We start from the raw sequence: 17,961 nt of genomic DNA, 5'->3' as shown, positions 1-17,961 counted from the left end.
TGCTGGTGCGTGTCGCGGTGGTGTCGAATCGATTCGACCCTGTTCGGTGACTACGCTAACGGGCGATGGACGAACCGGCAACAGGACCCGGCGCGACCGGGACCGGAGCGTCCCGGACCGGCGCCGACGGTGGGGCGAGCCGTGGGCCCCGCCCGACCCTCGCCGCCGTCGCCCGCGCGGCCGGGGTCGCCCCGTCCACGGCGTCGCTCGCCTTCAGCGGTGCCGGACCGGTCTCCGAGGACGCGAAGGCCCGCGTGCTCGCCGCGGCCGCCGAGCTCGGCTACGGCGGACCGGACCCGCGGGCGCGCTCGCTGCGCCGCGGTCGGTCCGGGGTGATCGGCGTCGTGATGGACGAGCGCCTGAGCGACGCGTTCCGCGATCCCGTGAACGTCCTGACCCTGGACGGCATCGCCGAGGTCGCCGGCGAGGCGGGGGCGTCGCTGCTGCTCGTCCGGAGCCCGCTCGACGACGAACGCGGCACCGGCCCGATCGTCGACGCGCCGATGGACGCCGTGGTCCTGGTCGGTTGCAACGTCCGGATCGACCCCGCCGTCGCCGTGCTCCGTCGCCGGCAGATCCCGGTCGTGGCGATCGAGGCGGACGAGATCGAGGGTGCGGTCCCGATCCACCTCGACAACCGCGAGGCCTCGCGCCGAGCCGCCGCGTTCCTCCGCGACCTCGGGCACACCGCCGTGACCATCGTGACGCTGCCCCTCGACGGGAGCCGCCGTCGCGGGCTCGTCGACCCCGCCCGCGAGGCCGAGGGCGTCGCCCACACCACGCTCGAGCGGCTCCGTGGGGTCCGCGGCGTGTACGGGGACGCCCCCGCGGTGGAGGCCGCCGGCAGCTCGGTCGAGGAGGGCCGCATCGCCGGGCAGTCCCTGTTCGCCGGCGCAGCCTCCGGGGCCGCGATCCCGACCGCGGTGGTGGCGCAGAGCGACCTGCTCGCCGTCGGGGTGATCTCGGCCGCACTCGACGCCGGACTCCGTGTGCCGGAGGACGTCAGCGTCGTCGGCTTCGACGGCATCACGGTCGACGACAGCCTGCTCCACCGCTCGCCGATCCGGCAGCTCACCACGCTCGTGCAGCCCTTCGAGCAGAAGGGCCGTGCCGCGGCCCGGGCCGCGCTCGCGATGCTCGAGGGCGGCGAGCCGCGTCCGGCGGCGTTCCGGTCCGAGCTGCGGATCGGCGACACGGCCGGCCCCGCTCGGAGCTGACTGGGGAATCCCTCAGCACCGCGGGCACGATGTCGGCCGTGCCGTCGGGTGACGGCCCGTACGCTCAGCGCCGTGCAGCACGCTCGACGCCCCGGCAGGACGGTCTGGACCGTGCTCGTCGTGGTCCTGGCCCTGACCGTCGTGAACGTCGGGGTCGGCGCGACCTGGTGGAGCCGGGCGTCGGCCGACCCCACCGCCGCGGTCACGGTGACGGCCACGCCCACTCCGGCCGTCACGCCCACACCGACCGTCCTCCCCGACCCGGCGGGGTCCGACGGCATCCCCCTCGCCGAGCACCCGTCGGCGTCACAGGGCCCGGCGACCCTGGACCTGGCGCACACCTGGGCCCCGCGGACGGACCTGCCGACCGCCGGGCGTCTCCTGCACGTGACCATCCCGGCGACGCGGTCGCACTTCACCGCCCGGCCCGGGCTGCTCTGGTTGCCGCCCGCCGCCCTGGTGCCGGACCCGCCGGCGCTCCCGGTGGTGGTCCTGCTCCCCGGTCAGTCCCGCGGCTCCGGCCCCGAGGACCTGGAGACGGGCGGGCACCTCACCGAGACGATGGACGCGGTCGCAGCGCTGCACGCCGGGCTCGCGCCGATCGTCGTCGTGCCGGACCAGCTCGGCCCGGACTCCGGCAACCCGATGTGCGTCGACGGCCCGCTCGGCAACAGCCGCACGTACCTGGAGCAGGACGTCCCGGCGTGGATCACGTCGCACCTCCGCGTCCAGACGGGGGCGTCCGCGTGGACGATCGGCGGGTTCTCGCAGGGCGGCACGTGCGCGATCCAGCTCGGCGCCGGCGACCCCGGGCGCTTCGGCAACATCATCGACGTGTCCGGGGAGCTCGGCCCGACGCTCGGCAGCCCCGGGGAGTCGATCGCCCGCGGCTTCTCCGGCGACGCCGCCGCGTACCGCGCGGCCCAGCCGGAGGCCCTGCTCGCCGCACACGGTCCGTACCGCGACAGCTCGGCGTTCTTCACCGCGGCGCAGCTCGACGGGCGGTACGGGCCCGCGATGCCCGTCGTCGCCGCGCACGCCGCAGCTGCGGGCATGCACGTCACCACGTGGGTGGTCCCCGGCGTGAAGCACAACTGGCTCGCTGCGCGGGCGGCGATCGCGGCGGGGATGGCGTGGCTCGTACCGAGGATCGGGCTGGCCCCCGGTCCGTGACCCCGGCGCCGGGACTGCGCGCACGAGCAGCGCAGTCTGAGTGGAGCTTCAGTCTGCGGTCGTACCCCGAAACCGGTACCGCGGTGGTAGTGCTCGCGGTTCTGCTGTTTGTCCGCACGGCGCGGTGCGGCTTCGGCGTACCCCGGTCGTTCCACCGTCCCCGAACGGGGGGCAGAACCGATGGATCAGCTGAGCGCGACTGTCCTTACGCTCAGTCTCCGTGCTCCCGTGGGGGAGCGGAGGTGACCGGTCCTGGGCCGGTCGGAGCAGTAGGGGAGTCCCATGAGGGGACGAGTCGCGCGGGCCGGAGTGCTCGCATCGGTGATCACCACGATCGCGTTGGTCGCTGAGGTCCTGGTCGCGGTGCCGGCGCAGGCGGCGGAGGTCGACGACCGGCCGGTGACCTCGTTGCCGGCGGTGACCTCGGACGCGGTCCCCGCTCCGACGCCGACTGTCCCGGACGGGGTCGTCGACGCTCCGAAGATCGCCTACGACCAGGCGCCCACGGCGACCGCGGACGACCGGACGAAAGCACTCGGCGGCGACCTGCAGCCTGCTGCGCCGGATTCGCCGTTCGATCCGGACACGTCGAAGCTCGTCGGGCGATCGACGTTCAAGGACACCTACGAGAACACCGACGGTTCGAAGACCGCGGTCATCTCGCAGGTCCCGCAGAACATCAAGGACGACCGGGGCAAGTGGGTCCCGGTGAACACGGACGTGGACGTGACGTCGGCGGGGACCGGTGTCGTCGACGACCACCCACTGGACCCGGTGTTCGCGGACAACGCGTCGGGCTCGGACGTCCTGACGATGCACCACGACGGGTTCACGCTCGCGTACTCGCTCGAGGACGCGGCGGACAGCTCGCTGTCGCACACGAACAAGGGCGGCGCGGGTGACGAGGTCACCTACCGTGACGTCTTCCCGGACACGGACCTGCACTACACGGTGACGAACGGGACCGTGAAGGAGGAGCTCGTCCTGGCGGAGCTGCCGACGAAGGCGCGGGACTCGTGGACGTGGCACGTGCGCGGCAAGGGCCTCGCAGCCACCACGGAGGACGACGGCACGATGGTGTTCCGGTCGGACTCGGGAACGGTCGAGTTCGCGGTTCCGCAGCCGCAGATGTGGGACTCGTCCGGCGTCGAGAACGTGCGTGAGCCGGCATCGACCGCTGTCGCGACGACGCTGGCGGAGGACGGTGACGGCTGGACGATCACGATGGCCCCGAGCCGGACGTGGTTGGAGGACCCGGCACGGGTGTTCCCGGTGCACGTCGACCCGACGTCGGCCACGTCCTGGTCGAACGACCAGCACGCGTACAAGTCGGACGGCGCTTCGATCACCGACGGCGTCATCCGTATCGGGAATGCCCGGGACGGCGGCGACAAGTACTGGCGGACGGTCGCGCACTTCAACTACGAGCAGTTCTTCGGCAAGCAGATCATCAACGCACGCGTCGACGGCTACCTGCACGACGCTGGGACGACGACGTCGTACGCCGGGTCTGTCAGCCAGGCGACGAGCTTCGGCTACGGCGGTGTGGGGCAGCAGATGAGTGTCTGGCCGATCAGCGATGCCGGATCGGCGGGCGACAGCGGGGTCGCAGACTCGGTCGCCTCGTGGGTCCGCTCGCAGACCAAGGGCGTGTACTTCATGCTGCGCGGTCAGGAGACGCCGGGTGCGTACACCTACAAGACCATCGATGCTGCGCTGATCGTCGACTACAAGGATCTGCCGACGGCTGGTGGATCGATCGCACCCTCGCCCGCGAACGGCAAACGGGGGCCGCTGGCTCCGAAGCTCGCGATCTCGGGAACTGACCCCGAGAAGACGGGTTTGGACTACGCGTACCACGTCAGCACGAACAGCAACCCCGACGTCGGCACGGTGTGGGACTCGGGCTGGGGTGCGCAGACCGTCCAGGTCCCGTGGGGGACCTTGAAGCCGGGTACGAAGTACTACTGGAAGGGCTTCATCCGCGACGGCTACAACGGCGTGCACGGCACGTCGACGAGGTCCGAGTCGTCGGTGTTCTCCTTCACCACCAACAACGCGCCGGTGTCCAGTCAGGCGGGATCATCACCGACCGACGACACCGTCTCGACGACCCTCACTCCCGAGCTGACGGTCCCGGCGATCTCGGACGCCGAGGTCGATCCGTTCAAGGTCAACTTCACGGTCGCGACCGGATCGGATGCGAGCTCGGGCACCGTGGTGTCCTCCGGTTGGTTCACCCCGACGGCCGGTCAGCCGATCACCTGGAAGGTGCCGGCGAACAGCCTGCACGATGGTGGCGCGTACTCTTGGACCGTCCGAACGGACGACACCTACGACAAGCCTCCGGTCAACTGGGTGAGCAGCTTCACCGTGAACCAGCGCATCGGCGAGGCAGGCCCCGCGCCGACGGACACCGCTGGCCCGGTGACGGTGAACCTCGCCAACGGCAACGTCGGCATGCGGTTCTCCTCACCGACCGTGTCGACCCTGGGCGGCGCCATGGGGATGGCGTTCAGCTACAACTCGCAGCAGGCTTCGTTCGGTGGGCTGACCGGGTCGTACTTCGACGACACCCCCGCATCCGGCGCAGCACCGGACTACTCGTTCACGGGCAAGACGCCCGTGCTCGTGCGGAACGACCCGTCGCCGACGTTCAACTGGGGGCAGGGCTCCCCGGCTCCGTCCGTCCCGAAGGACGACTTCCTGGTCCGGTGGACCGGGTACATGACCGTCCCGTCCAGTGTCCTCGATGCCAGCGGGAAGCTGACCTTCTCCGTCGCGCACGACGACGGCGCACGCCTCTGGGTCAACAACACGAAGATCCTCGACAAGTGGTCCGTGTCGAATGCGGAGGACACATCGTCCGCGATCGCGCCCGGCACGAAGGCGGTCCCGTTCCAGCTCGAGTACTTCGACCACACCGGCGGCGCGAGCGTCGCGCTCTCCTACCTCGGTCCTGACGGCAAGCCGAAGCCCGTCCTGTCGGACTGGTTCTCCCGTCAGGTCGAATCGATGCCCGCAGGGTGGTCGTCGTCGACGGCGCTCGAGGGCGATGCCGGTGACTGGGCGAGCGTTCGCGTCGCCGACAACACGGTGGTGCTGACCGACACGACCGGGACAGCGCACACCTACACCCGGACCGGTGGGTCGGGCTCGGCCACCGGGTACAAGCCGCCGGCGGGTGAGTACGGCCAGGTCGCGCTCGACCAGTCCGGGCAGGTCACCTTCACCGACGACGACGGCACCGTCACCGTCTTCAACGCCTCCGGCCGCGTGTCCACCGTCACGAGTGCCGGGGACGCGATCAAGCGGGCGACGCCGTTCTCGACCTACCGCGGCGGCACCGGGATGATCGACCGGCTCACGGACCCGCTGTCGAAGAAGTCCGACGGCTCCTACGGCCGTCAGATCCGCTTCGCCTACGCCGGTGACAAGGCCACCGACGTCGGCCTGAGCGCCGCCGACACCGACTCCAGCGGACTGGCGTGCCCTGTCCCGACCGGTTTCGGCCAGGTGCCGGCGAACATGCTCTGCCGCATCGTCTACCCGGACCACGCCGCCGGGAAGCAGGACACCACGCAGCTCTTCTACGACACCAACGGCAACCTGTCGCGGATCCTCGACCCCGGCAACGAGCAGACCGACTTCGGCTACGACGCCGGCAAGCTGACGCTCCTGCGTGACGCGACCGCGAACGACTGGCTGGCTGCCGACAGCAGCCGCGCCATCGACCAGAACACGGCCACGACCATCACCTACCAGGACGGGAAGGCCACCTCCGTGACGCTGCCCGCCCCGGACGGGGTGACCAGCGCCTCCCGACCGGCGAAGACCTACACGTACGGAACCGGAACGTCCTTCGTCGACGTGCCCGCGCTGGGACTGCCGAGCGGCACCCACGCGACCACCGTGACCTACGACGCCGCGTGGCGGCAGCTGACCACCACGAGCCCGTCCGGGCTGACGGCGTCGCAGAAGTGGGCCGAGCCGGACAAGGTGATCTCCTCCACCGACCCGCAGGGTCGGAAGACGACGACGATCTACAACCAGCAGGACCGTCCGACCGACAGCTACGGGCCCGCGCCGGCGTCGTGCTTCCCGGACGACCAACAGCCCACCGACGCATGCCGCCCGACCACTGCGCACTCCAGCACCGGATACGACCAGGACGCGAGCGGTAATCCGCTCCGCGGTCTGAACGCGACCTGGTACGACAACGACCGCCTCGCGGGAGCGCCCAAGTCCTACGGGCTCGGTGTCGGGAACAGTGACGGCTCGATCAACCAGACCTGGGCCAAGGGCAGCCCGGCAGCAGCCGGCGCCGGCTTCACGACCGACAACTTCTCCGTCCGCCTGACCGGGCTGATCACGATCCCGGACACCAGCGCGTACCCGGCGAAGGCGGACTACACGTTCCTGACCAAGTCCGACGACGGCGCCCAGCTCTGGGTTGACGACGTACCGCTCATCGACGACTGGGGCCCCCACTCCGCGACGGAGACCGCAGCAAACCAGAAGGTGACCCTCTCGAGAGGGCAGTCGGTCAAGATCCGTCTGCAGTACCGCGAGGTCACCGTCGACGCATCCCTGGCGCTCGAGTGGAAGATCAACGGCGGCACCACGACGGTGATCCCGGGAACCGCGTTGACGCCCGACTACGGCCTGGCCACGACGTCGAAGACGGACGATCAGGCGCCGACCGGTGTCGCTGCCATCTCGGCACCGCAGATCAGTGGTTCCACGTCCGCGACGGTGTTCGACAAGCCGTGGCTCGGGATGTCCACCGCAACGATCACCGACCCGTCAGGACTCGCGTTGAAGGAGACGGCGAGCTACGAGCCCCAGAACTCCGGCTACCTCCGCCAGCTCACGCGCACCCTGCCGGCCCAGGCAGCTGCAGCTTCGACGAACGCGTACTTCGGTGACACGGAAACGATCAAGGCCGCGTACGGCACCACGGACGGGCAGATCTGCGGCGTGGACGTGTCGACGCCGCAGTACGGACAGCTGAAGACCACCACCGGAGCCACCCCGGCGACCGGGAGCGCGGTCACGACCTCGTACCTCTACGACATCTGGGGTCGTACCGCGGGCACCAAGCAGTCCGGGGACGACGACTGGTCCTGCACCGTCTACGACGCCCGTGGACGCGTGGTGAAGGACACCACTTCGGCGTTCAGCGGTCAGCCCGGAACCACCGAGACGACGTCGTTCTCAGCGGACGGTCTGACCACCGTGGTGACCGACGACAGCGTCGCCGGGTCCCCGAACGGGTCCAAGATCACCACCGTGTCGAACCTCCTCGGCCAGGTCACGAAGTACGTCGACGTGTGGGGCACGACGACGACCACGTCCTACGACCAGGCGGGCCGCGTCACCTCGACGCTGGCGGTGACGGCGGACGGTGTGCAGCACTCGACGGGGCAGTCGTACGACATCGACTCGAAGGTGACGCAGTTCACCGCTGACGGCAAGGTCGTCGCCGTACCCACGTATCAGCAGGGTGACGTCACGTCGGTCTCGTACCCGTCCGGGGACGGCAACGCCGGCAACGGCACGTCCGCGACGGTGACCAAGGACGGCGCTGGGCAGCTGACCGGATTGGCGTGGTCGTTCCCGAACAACCAGCCGCAGCTCACCGACCAGGTCGTCCGGTCTCAGTCCGGTGACGTCCTCCAGGACACCACTACGCTCGGTGGAACCTCGAACACGTCGACGTACTCCTACGACACGGCCGGACGGCTCGTGGCTGCGGCCATCCCCAGGCACCAGATGACGTACGGGTTCGGTCAGGCCGCGTGCGCGCAGGCGGGTGCGGTCGCTGCGGCGGGGAAGAACGGGAACCGGACGTCTTCGTCGGATCAGCTCCTCGACGCTTCCGGGAACCCGGTAGGCGCGGCGGCGCAGGTCGCGTCCTGCTACGACGCAGCGGACCGGTTGCTCGGGACGACGGTGACGAACCCGGTTGCCGGAGCAACGCCGGTGAACCAGTCGCTGACGGCTTCGCAGCTGGTGTACGACGCGCACGGGAACACGACCACCCTGGCGGACGAGACGCTCGTGTACGACGGGCAAGACCGGCATGTGCAGACCGTCCTCGACGACGGGTCGAAGGTCACGTACGTGCGTGACGCGGCGAACCGCATTGTGCAGCGCACCGAACAGGCAGCGGACGGAACGAAGACGGTGACCCGGTACGGATTCACCGGTGACGGCGACACCCCGGACTTCGTCTACGACGGCTCATCGAAGCTGACCGAGTGGGACCTTCCGCTCGCGGGTGGCGTCACGGTCGAGCTCCGCGGGACGAGCGCCGTGTGGTCGTACCCGAACATCCACGGCGACATCATCGCCACGGCTGATGCCGCCGGGCAGCTCGCAGGCACGACACTGCCGGTGTACGAACCGTTCGGTCAGGTTATGGACCCGACCACCGGACTGTTCGGGACCGTGCCGGCCAACCAGTCCGGGCCGGACACGCAGCAAGGCAACGCGGACTACGGCTGGCTCGGGCAGCACCAGAAACTCACCGAACACCTCGGGTCCATTGCCACGATCGAAATGGGGGCACGGCAGTACGTCGCTGCGCTGGGGCGGTTCCTGCAGGTCGACCCTGTGGAGGGCGGCACCGACAACGCCTACGCGTACGTCAACGACCCAATCAACGCATTCGATCTGAGCGGACAGTACTCTTGGAAGCAGTTCGGCAAGGATGCCCTGAAATGGGGGAAGCGAGCACTTGATAACTCAACTGTTCGCACGATCGCTATAGGCCTAGTGCTCGCCGTCGCCTGCACGAACCCGTTCAGTTGCATCGCACTCGGTGCGGCGCTTGGAGCAGGGCTGGGGGCGTTGAATTGGCGCGTGAACCACCACAGAGACCCAATTGGAAGGCACATCGCGCTTGGGGCAGTCGAAGGTGCAGGTGCAGCATTCAAGGGAGTGGCAAATGCGAAGGTTGCCCGTGCGTTGAAACTTCGAAATGTTCGCGGCGCGTTCGGAATTAGGGCGACTCGTTCGTCGGCGCGCACCAAAACTTGGTTGGGAACATCTGCGCTCATTCGCAGGGCACACGCAACCCAGCGTGCGGCAAGGAGAAAATGGTGAAGAAGGTTCCGGTATCTCGACTCGAGGTAATCGGCTGGATAGTTGCTGCGACTGATGCCGGCATTGTCGCAATGGTCGGCATCGAGAGGGTAACTGACTCGAAGATCATGCTATCTATAGTGATTATTCTGGGTCTCATGTCGCTGGTCCTGTTTATTGGTAACGGAGTGGTTGTCAACGCTCGCCGCAGTAACACGTCGCGTGAAGAGGCGGGGGCATCACAAGGCAAGCATTCGGCTGCGATCACGAGGTCAGGAAGGCTCTACGATTACGTACTTGGATTGATAAATCCTACGGATCAAGGGGTGATCTATCTGATCTATGGGAGTGTGGCGTTGATCGGTATCCTGATTGTCCTTTCTTTCGTTTTCCAATAAGGTCCCACCATGCTGTTTCGCGAAACTGAAACATTCATCGCAGCATTCGAGGGGCAGCCCGGTGAGGCTGTGACGGGGCGGGAAGGGGAGGGCGTTGTCGACGGATCGGCGCCTCGACCTGGTCCCGCATCCACGAGAGACGACGGAATCCCGAGCTGCAACCTTGTAAAGACTCCGAAGCGTCCCTCTGACGTACCGGCAGTGGCCCCGCCTCAAGCACACCGGGCGACAGTTCGAACGAGTTGAACCGATGGAGAAGGTAATGCGACGCGTCGCTCACTCAGGCAACACCGCCCGATGGATTGCGTTGCCGCTCTACTCAACTACGTTGTCCGTCATCCTTCTGAATCTCCTCAGTGGCACCGCGGTGCCGCGCACTCTTCCGGCCGGGATGATCCTCGGTGTTGTGGTGTCCGCCATGGGGTATTTCCTGATGAGGAGCCTGTTCATGGGTATCTACATCAACGGGCAGGTCCTTGTTGTTCGGAGCTGGTTCCGTACATCACGATGGAATCGTGCTGCGATAACGAGTTACCGGGTCGTGAGTTACGAAGGCTTCTTGAACGCCGGGAACCTCGACGGAAGTGGCCGATTCCTCAAGGTGATGGCTTTCGGCATCAGGGATGACGAGGGGTCAGTCCGCTTGCGCCGTCCATTGGGGACGTTGTGCGGCCCAACCCGTGCCGCACAGCAGACAAGGGAGATCTCTGCTTGGCTGGAGGGTGCCGCGCATGCGTGACGACCAGGATCAAGCCCGAGAGACCAGTGAGGGTCGAGGTTGGCGGGGTTCGTCTGTGCCGGGCGACCGGCCGAGAAGGCCTGGTCTGCGGAGTTGTTGAGGTCGTCGTGGACGCCGCAGCGCTGAGCTATGGGGACGCGGATTGGCATGAGGGCAGCGTTGGGTCGAGGCACTTCGAAATTGCCACTGAAGAATGGAAGGGGGTGGTATCGGGTTTCGCGCTCCGGCCACTTGGCATACAGGGCGCCTGTTAAGCACGCCGGTGTGTGGAAATCGAACATCATGTCAGGGAGGAATGGTTATGGACAGGGTGCCCAGATGCGCAACGTGCACGTGATGCACGGGACTCGGAGATTTTTTTGAGTAGCTTCGCGAGTTCGTCGATGCTGAGTGAGTGGCCTGACGGCGTTGTTGTCGCACAGGACGAAAGTGGCCCCTTTCGGGGCCACTGGGTGGTCGTTGAAGCCGTCGATTCCATGTGTGGGGATGCGGATCCGGAACACTATCGCGTGATCGCGGTAGACCTGCCTATATCGCTCGACAACGGGGCCCCGATCTTGCTCCCTGCTGAGCATTCTCCTCAGGCGGATGGCAGCGCAGACGTCCTTCAGATCATGCGGAGAGATCTCCCTCTTCGTTGGTCCGTAGAGGCGAATGACATAGAACGGGCGTACAAGTGGCTCGCCGACATGGACGAGCGGATACGCGCCAGTCTTCCTCGCAAGGACCGGCGATTTCTCAAGTATCTGAGGAAGCACTTCAGCCCCCCGAAGCGGATGCCGTGAGTACAGTGATCATGCGGTCGGCAGGTCACTATCCGCAGTGCTACCAAGAGCGTGCTTAGGAATGCTACAACGCGCAGGGAAAAGGAGAGCGTTCGCGTAGGTTTGTGAACAATGGTTCTGCGCGCCGCGAGCACCGCGTTCGACAAGATGTGCGTTGATAGCGCTGAGGACTCTGCCAACTCATGTGAGTTCGGCACTGTGCAACGGGAGGAGTGCGGGTGACTGCCGGCGACGAGCAGCGTCCAGGAGCGTTCGCCCCGTTCGGCGCGGGGTCGTGGCGGCCGCCGTCGGATTCCCGGTCCTCGTCCTCAGCGAGCTACGCGATCTCGCCACGGACCCGATCGATGCGGCGGTCTCCCTCGCCGTCGTGTTCGGCGCGCCCGTCGCCGTGGTGTTGCTCGGTCTCCTCTCCGCTGTCGCGCGGCGGCGGGGACGGCGCCTCCGGGAGGCGCATCCTGGGGCAGCGTTGGTGCACGTGATCGTGACGCCCGAGGTGCGGCGGCGACTCCGGCTCGAGGACGAGCTGCGGCGCTTGTACACCGCGACGCTCCTGTTCGAGCCCGATCGGACCTCGCTGTGGCGCGGCGGATCCCGCCCGGTCCTCGTCGTCGAGTCGCACGGCGAGGACCTCATGCCGCGGGCGACCTCGGTGCGCCACGCGGCGAACCGCGTCGCTGCGGTCGAACTCGTGTTCCGGCAGTGCGTGCTCACCGTGCCGGTGGCGCACAGCACCAGTGTGTTCAACGTGCCCGACGGACGGGACGCCGTCGACCGGCTCTGCCGCTCGATCGAACAGGATCGCGGTCCAGGCGAACCAGAAAGACGAAGATAGCGCGCCGAGTTTCGCCAAGGATGTATCTTATGCCGGATGTTTTCCGGGAGTTGAGAAGCGCAAGGCCTTGATTCCTCGGCCCGCGGCCGGAATCATCCCCTTGGGGCTGAGTACCACGTTGGATCACACTTCCGGGGGTGCTGCTCGCAGGTGGTCAAGAAGCCTGTCGCGCCCAGTGCTCTCGATGATTGCTCCCCCGATGCCGTCGGTCTCCGCGACGACCGCCCGCTCCGCTCGTGGATGACCAGGATGCGCCCTCCGCACCATCGAGGGTCCCCTCGGCCGCCGATGAAGCGGACCCGTCGCGGGGATGACCGACGGTCGTCCCGTCGGCCGACCCCGTCGAGACCGCGGGCGGACGATCCCCGGGCGCCGACCGGACAGGCTCGGAGCATGAGCACCAGCACCAGCACCAGCACCAGCACCAGCACCAGCACGCGCACCACCGTCCGTCGTTCCACCGCCCTCGTCGCCGCAGCCGCCTCCATCGGGCTCCTGACCGGCTGCAGCGTCGTCCACCAGCAGCTGGGCGACGCGTGGGCCGTGACGTACGAGGTCACCGTCGACCAGCCCGTCGGCGCGACGCTCGCGGACGTCCACGTCGAGGGCGCCGACGGCCGCGGGGACGCGCCCCGCAAGGTCGACCTCGGCGACCGGAGGACCCGGAAGGCGTCGGACGACGGGTCGCGTTGGACTCGGGAGCTCGTCGTGCTCGCGGAGGACCGGGCCTCGGTCCGGGCGACGCCCGCCGCCGGGGCGACCGCCACCTGCCGGATCCTGCTCGACGGCGGGCGCGAGATCGCCTCCGACACCTCGAGTGCGCCGGGCGAGCCGGTGCGGTGCTCGGCGACCACGCCGACGTTCGACTGACGGGCAGCCGTGCTCAGCGCCGCCGCAACCCGAGTCCGAGCACCGCGACCAGGTTCACCGCGCTGCCGACCAGGAACCCGGTCGTCCCACCCGCGACCCCGGCGACCGGCGCGAGCACGGCCATCAGCACCGCACCCACGACGAACCCCGCGACCGAGGCCAGCGCCACCGCCCGCGACCGACCGGCCGCGAGCAGGAGCGCCGCCGGGACGAGCCCGACCGTGAACACCCACACGCCGACCATCAGGTACCGCAGGTCCGCCACGGCTGCCGCCCCCTCGGCCGGGTAGACGATCGGCAGGAACCACCCGGCGAGCAGTGCGACGAGTCCGAACACGACCGCGGTCCCGCCCGCGAAGCCCCCGACGAGCAGGGCAGCACCGCGGGAGCGCAGCGACCCGCCGTCCGTCCGGTGCGCGAAGGCCGGGACGAGCACCTGCCCCAGGGCCTGCCCGAGCATCGAGGCGGGCGTCGCGAGCGTGAACGCGGCGGCGTAGACCCCGGCCTCGCGCGCGGAGACGCTCACCTGCGCCGCGATCATCGTCAGCTGGAGCAGGCCGTTCGCGGTGGTCACGGCCAGGACGTTCCACAGCGCGAAGCCGAGCACCCCGGTCGTCGGCTCCGGCGGACCGGCGGCTCGGTTGCCCCTCGGCCAGCACGCCACCGCGAACACCGTGTAGCCGACGGCCAGGGGGAGCAGCACGAGGGCCTCGAGCCGGGCGACGCAGACGGCCACGAGCAGCCCGAGCGCGAGCACGCTCGTGACGGTGTCCCACAGCGCGGTCAGTGGCGCACGACCGTACCCGAGCTGCGCACCCCGCGCGTGGCAGTAGAGCCCGTACGCCACCACCACCGCGACACCGCCGACGACGGTCCACGGCCCGTTGCCCCACTCGATCGCGATCGGCGCGGTCAGCGCGGCGAGCACGACGCTCGACACCGCCGTCGCAGCCCCGAGCAGTCGGTTCACCGCGGCGTCCGACCGGCCGGCCCGGAGCGCGACCGCGAGGTACCGCGAGGCCGTGTTCCCCGCCGCGTTCGGCCAGAGCAGCGCCGCGAAGACCGACAGGGACAGCAGGGCCGTCGCGTGCCCGAGGGTCTCGGTGCCGAACACCCGGCCGACGACGACCGTGACCAGGAGCTTCGCGACCCCCTGCACCCCGATGCCGACCGTCGCGAGCACCGCGGAGGACGCGACCGCGGTCCCTTCCCCGGAGCGCGTCACCGGGCCAGCGCCTGTTCGATCCAGCCTCGTCGGTGCGCCCGGAGCCCGAGCGTCACCGCCCGGACCCCGATGTACCCGAGCGCGAACGCCGCCCAGAGTCCCGCGAGCGTGCCGCCCGCCCACCAGAGGAGCGGCAGGTACACGACCAGGTTCACCCCGCCGGCGATCGCCAGGTACCGGGCGTCACCCGCGCCGATGAGCACGCCGTCGAGCACGAAGACGTAGCCCGCGACGGGCATCCCGACGGCGATGAGGACGAGCACGAGCGGCAGGGCGTCCCGGACCGCGGCGGAGTCGGAGAACACCGGTCCGAGCAGGCCGCTCACCGCGACGGTCACGAGCCCGAGGAGCACACCCCCGGCGATGCCGAGCAGCACCAGCCGCCGGGTGACGAGCCGCACCCGGTCGGGGTCGCGCGCGCCGAGGCCGTGCCCGACGAGGGCCTGCCCGGCGATGGCGAGGGCGTCCAGCGCGAACGCCAGGGTCGAGAAGACGGTGAGCCCGACCTGCGTCGTCGCGAGCCCGGTGGTCCCGAGCGCCGCCGCGGTCCCGACGGTCGCGAGCATCGCGACCCGCAGCGAGGCGGTCCGGAGGAACAGCCACGCCCCCGACCGCAGCGCGTGTGCGACGCCGGACGCTCCCGGCCGCAGCGGCGCCCCGGACGCCCGGGCTGCGCGGACCGCGATGCCGACGTAGACCGCCGCCATGGCCCACTGCACGATGACGGTGCCGGCCGCCGAGCCCTCGACGCCCCAATCCGCGCCGTAGATGAGCACGGCGTTGAGCAGCCCGTTCGCCACGAAGCCGACGGTCGCGACGACGAGCGGTGTCCTGGTGTCCTGCAGACCGCGCAGCAGTCCGGTCGAGGCGGTCACGACGAGGATCCCGGGCAGGCCGATCAGCGACACCGTCAGGTACGCCGTCGCCGCCGCCGACACCGCGGGCGAGGCGCCGAACAGGTCGACGAGCGGCCCGGCCAGCGGCCACCCGACGAGCGCGAGCACGACGCCGAGCGCGAGCGCGAGCCACATCCCGTCGATGCCGGCGTGCACCGCGCCGCGACGGTCCCCACCACCGAGGGCCCGGGCGACGGCCGGGGTCGTCGAGTACGCCAGGAAGACGAGGAGTCCCGTCACGGTCTGCAGCACGGCGCCCGCCAGGCCGACCGAGGCGAGGGACGTCGCCCCGAGGTGCCCGACGAGCGCGGTGTCCGTCAGCAGGAAGAGCGGCTCGACGACGAGCGCCCCGAGGGCGGGCACCGCGAGCCGGACGATGTCCCGGTCGACCCCGCGCTGCTCGGAGCGAGCAGGGCGCTCGGCGGACGCGGGAGGACGGGGCACCGCACCATTCTGGTGGCGGTACGCTCCGACCGTGGACCTGACCGCCCTCGTGCCCGGTGCCGTCGGGATCGCCCTGAGCCCCCTGCCGATCGCGTCGGTCGTCTTCCTGCTCGGGCACCGCCGCGGGTACGGACCCGCGATCGCCTGCGTGGTCGGGTGGGCGACGGCGGTGGCCGTGGCGCTCGTGGTCGCGGTCCTCGTCGGCGAGCGGCTCCCGCTCGAGACCGCCGGCGGGTCGTCGGTGCAGGCCGTCGTGGCGCTCGCCGCCGCCGCGGTGCTCGCCGGACTCGCCGTCTGGCAGTGGACGACACGGCGCCTGCCCGACGGGCGTCCGTCGAGTGCCCGGTGGTCGGACGCCGTCGAGCGGCTCGGCACCGGTCACGGCTTCGGCCTCGGCCTGCTCCTGTTCTGCAACCCCAAGGCGCTCGTGCTCGCGCTCACCGCGGGACTGGCGTTCGGCGACGCTGACCCCGCGCCGGGGCAGGCCGTCGTGGCGGCCGTGCTGTTCGTGGTCGTCGCCGCCTCGACGGTCGCTGCGCCGGTGGTCGTCGCCGCTGCGGCCGGTCCGCGTGCGCACCGACCCCTGTCCGCCCTGCGGGTGGGCATCGAGCGGTGGGGCACCGTCGGCCTGGTGGTGGTGCTCGTCGTGCTGGCGGTGGTCCAGCTGGTGGTCGGCCTCACCGGCCTCCGCTGACCCGGCCGGTCCCGCCCGAGGTCGCTCGGTGGAGCAGGAGACGTCGGGTCCGTCCCGACCACCCGACGTCGTCTGCTCCATCGACGACGGGGCGGGGACGCCCCAGTGGGCTGACGGGCTGGCGGGACGCCGGACGGGAGGATCGTGGCGGGCTGGCCACGATCCTCCCGTCCGGTGGTCCGTGCGTCAGTCCGCGCGCGGCTCCGCCGGGACCGCACCGGTCGCGGCGTGCGCCGCGTCCGAGGCCTTCGGCGCGACCTGTTCCGTGCCGCGTGCCCGGCCGACCAGGTCCATCAGGTGGTAGACGACGATCGCCGCGACGGTGCCGACGATGATGCCGCCGAAGGTGGCGCCACCGAACGAGAACGTGAAGTCGGCGATGCCCATGATCAGGGCGATGCCCGCGGTCAGCTGGTTCTTCGGCTTGGCGAAGTCCACCTTGTTCTCGACCCAGATGCGGATGCCGATGACGCCGATCAGGCCGTACAGCGCCGTGGTCGCACCGCCGAGCACGCCGGCCGGGACCGACGAGATGACCATCCCGACCTTCGGCGACAGCCCGAGCAGGATCGCGACGATGCCCGCGACCCAGTACGCGGCGGTGGAGAAGACCCGCGTGGCGGCCATGACGCCGATGTTCTCGCCGTAGGTCGTCGTGGCCGAACCGCCTCCGACGCCGGCGAGCACCGTCGAGAGGCCGTCCGCCATGAGCGCGCGTCCGGTCAGCGGCGTGAGGTCGCGGCCGGTCAGCTGCCCGACGCCCTTCACGTGACCGACGTTCTCGGCCACGAGCGCGAGGACGACGGGCACGAAGCCCAGGTACACGGCGAGCTGCCCGGGGTCGAAGGCCGGCGCGGTGAAGGTCGGCAGGCCGACCCAGGGGACCTCGGACACCTTCGACAGGTCGACCTGCCCGGACAGTGCGGCCACGACGTAGCCGACGACGACACCGATCACGATGGACAGGCGGCCGACGAGCCCCTTGAACAGGACGGTCACCAGGATGATCGCCGCGAGGGTGACCACCGCGGTCAGGGGTGCCTTCGTGAAGTTGTCGCGGGCGGCCGGCGCCAGGTTGAACCCGATCAGGGCGACGATCGCACCGGAGACCACGGGCGGCATGAGCCGGTCGATCCAACCCGCGCCGGCCAGGTGCACCACGAGGCCGACGAGCGCGAGCAGGGCGCCGACGACGATGATGCCGGACAGGGCGAGGGGGATGCCGCCGATCTTCGTCGCGGCCGCGATCGGCGCGATGAAGGCGAACGACGAGCCGAGGTAGCTCGGCAGCCGGTTGCCCGTGACGAGCAGGAACAGGAGGGTCCCGACACCGCTGAAGAGCAGCGTGGTGGACGGCGGGAAGCCGGTCAGCAGCGGGACCAGGAAGGTCGCGCCGAACATCGCGACGACGTGCTGGACGCCGAGGCCGATCGTCCGCCCCCAGCTCAGGCGCTCGTCCGGCGCAACGATCGTCGAGGCGGAGACGGTCGCGCCGTCCCCGTGCAGCTTCCAGCCGAGTCCCATGCGATGACCGTACCGGGCCGCCGGCACCCTGTGGGGTCGTCCACAGGGGTGGCCACCGACCGGGTGCCGAGCCGG

Annotated in this window: 11 protein-coding genes; 8 read left to right on the top strand and 3 right to left on the bottom strand. The window is 69.8% G+C overall.

The features are described from left to right. Positions 1-65 precede the first annotated feature (65 nt). From HUN58_RS02805 to HUN58_RS02775, 7 genes are all read left to right on the top strand, one after another. On the top strand, positions 66-1,217 hold the full coding sequence (locus HUN58_RS02805; protein WP_114851255.1) for a LacI family DNA-binding transcriptional regulator: 1,152 nt from the start codon (positions 66-68) through the stop codon (positions 1,215-1,217). Between the two features lie 72 nt (positions 1,218-1,289). After that, positions 1,290-2,390: an esterase family protein gene (locus HUN58_RS02800; RefSeq protein ID WP_147281493.1), complete on the top strand. Its 1,101-nt coding sequence runs from the start codon at positions 1,290-1,292 to the stop codon at positions 2,388-2,390. Between the two features lie 282 nt (positions 2,391-2,672). Continuing rightward, positions 2,673-9,500: a PA14 domain-containing protein gene (locus tag HUN58_RS02795; RefSeq protein WP_208745396.1), complete on the top strand. Its 6,828-nt coding sequence runs from the start codon at positions 2,673-2,675 to the stop codon at positions 9,498-9,500. Further along, entirely contained in the window at positions 9,494-9,877 is a 384-nt protein-coding gene (locus HUN58_RS02790; RefSeq protein WP_147281492.1) for a hypothetical protein, read from the top strand. Before HUN58_RS02795 ends, HUN58_RS02790 begins: the two co-directional genes overlap by 7 nt. A 250-nt stretch (positions 9,878-10,127) precedes the next feature. Next, positions 10,128-10,616: a hypothetical protein gene (locus HUN58_RS02785; RefSeq protein WP_208745395.1), complete on the top strand. Its 489-nt coding sequence runs from the start codon at positions 10,128-10,130 to the stop codon at positions 10,614-10,616. Positions 10,617-11,876: 1,260 nt separating this feature from the next. Beyond that, complete coding sequence (locus HUN58_RS02780) at positions 11,877-12,233, top strand: hypothetical protein (RefSeq protein ID WP_208745394.1); 357 nt, start codon at positions 11,877-11,879, stop codon at positions 12,231-12,233. A gap of 393 nt (positions 12,234-12,626) precedes the next feature. Further along, on the top strand, positions 12,627-13,103 hold the full coding sequence (locus HUN58_RS02775; RefSeq protein WP_208745393.1) for a hypothetical protein: 477 nt from the start codon (positions 12,627-12,629) through the stop codon (positions 13,101-13,103). Positions 13,104-13,116: 13 nt separating this feature from the next. Here HUN58_RS02775 and HUN58_RS02770 read toward each other — a convergent pair whose 3' ends face one another. Both HUN58_RS02770 and HUN58_RS02765 read right to left on the bottom strand, forming a co-directional pair. Then, positions 13,117-14,328: a lipopolysaccharide biosynthesis protein gene (locus HUN58_RS02770; protein ID WP_208745392.1), complete on the bottom strand. Its 1,212-nt coding sequence runs from the start codon at positions 14,326-14,328 to the stop codon at positions 13,117-13,119. Further along, on the bottom strand, positions 14,325-15,668 hold the full coding sequence (locus HUN58_RS02765; RefSeq protein ID WP_208745391.1) for an MATE family efflux transporter: 1,344 nt from the start codon (positions 15,666-15,668) through the stop codon (positions 14,325-14,327). Before HUN58_RS02765 ends, HUN58_RS02770 begins: the two co-directional genes overlap by 4 nt. A gap of 31 nt (positions 15,669-15,699) precedes the next feature. On the opposite strand from HUN58_RS02765, the gene HUN58_RS02760 reads away from it, so the two are divergent. Next, positions 15,700-16,362 (top strand): GAP family protein, encoded by a 663-nt coding sequence (locus tag HUN58_RS02760; protein WP_058741580.1) that lies wholly within the window; start codon positions 15,700-15,702, stop codon positions 16,360-16,362. A 186-nt stretch (positions 16,363-16,548) separates the two neighbouring features. Here the strand turns inward: HUN58_RS02760 and HUN58_RS02755 are convergent, their stop codons facing one another. Then, a complete protein-coding gene (locus tag HUN58_RS02755) occupies positions 16,549-17,886 on the bottom strand; it encodes a uracil-xanthine permease family protein (RefSeq protein WP_144803553.1) in 1,338 nt (445 codons plus the stop codon). Positions 17,887-17,961 lie beyond the last annotated feature (75 nt).

Source organism: Curtobacterium sp. Csp1, from assembly GCF_013347185.1.
This window is presented reverse-complemented; position numbering and strand designations above follow the sequence as displayed.

What these genes read in the sequence shown, in the direction of transcription:
- HUN58_RS02790 (WP_147281492.1), top strand. Translation starts at nt 9,494, where the DNA reads ATGGTGAAGAAGGTTCCGGTATCTCGACTCGAGGTAATCGGCTGGATA.
- HUN58_RS02755 (WP_144803553.1), bottom strand. Translation starts at nt 17,886, where the DNA reads ATGGGACTCGGCTGGAAGCTGCACGGGGACGGCGCGACCGTCTCCGCC.
- HUN58_RS02805 (WP_114851255.1), top strand. Translation starts at nt 66, where the DNA reads ATGGACGAACCGGCAACAGGACCCGGCGCGACCGGGACCGGAGCGTCC.
- HUN58_RS02795 (WP_208745396.1), top strand. Translation starts at nt 2,673, where the DNA reads ATGAGGGGACGAGTCGCGCGGGCCGGAGTGCTCGCATCGGTGATCACC.
- HUN58_RS02785 (WP_208745395.1), top strand. Translation starts at nt 10,128, where the DNA reads ATGGAGAAGGTAATGCGACGCGTCGCTCACTCAGGCAACACCGCCCGA.
- HUN58_RS02775 (WP_208745393.1), top strand. Translation starts at nt 12,627, where the DNA reads ATGAGCACCAGCACCAGCACCAGCACCAGCACCAGCACCAGCACGCGC.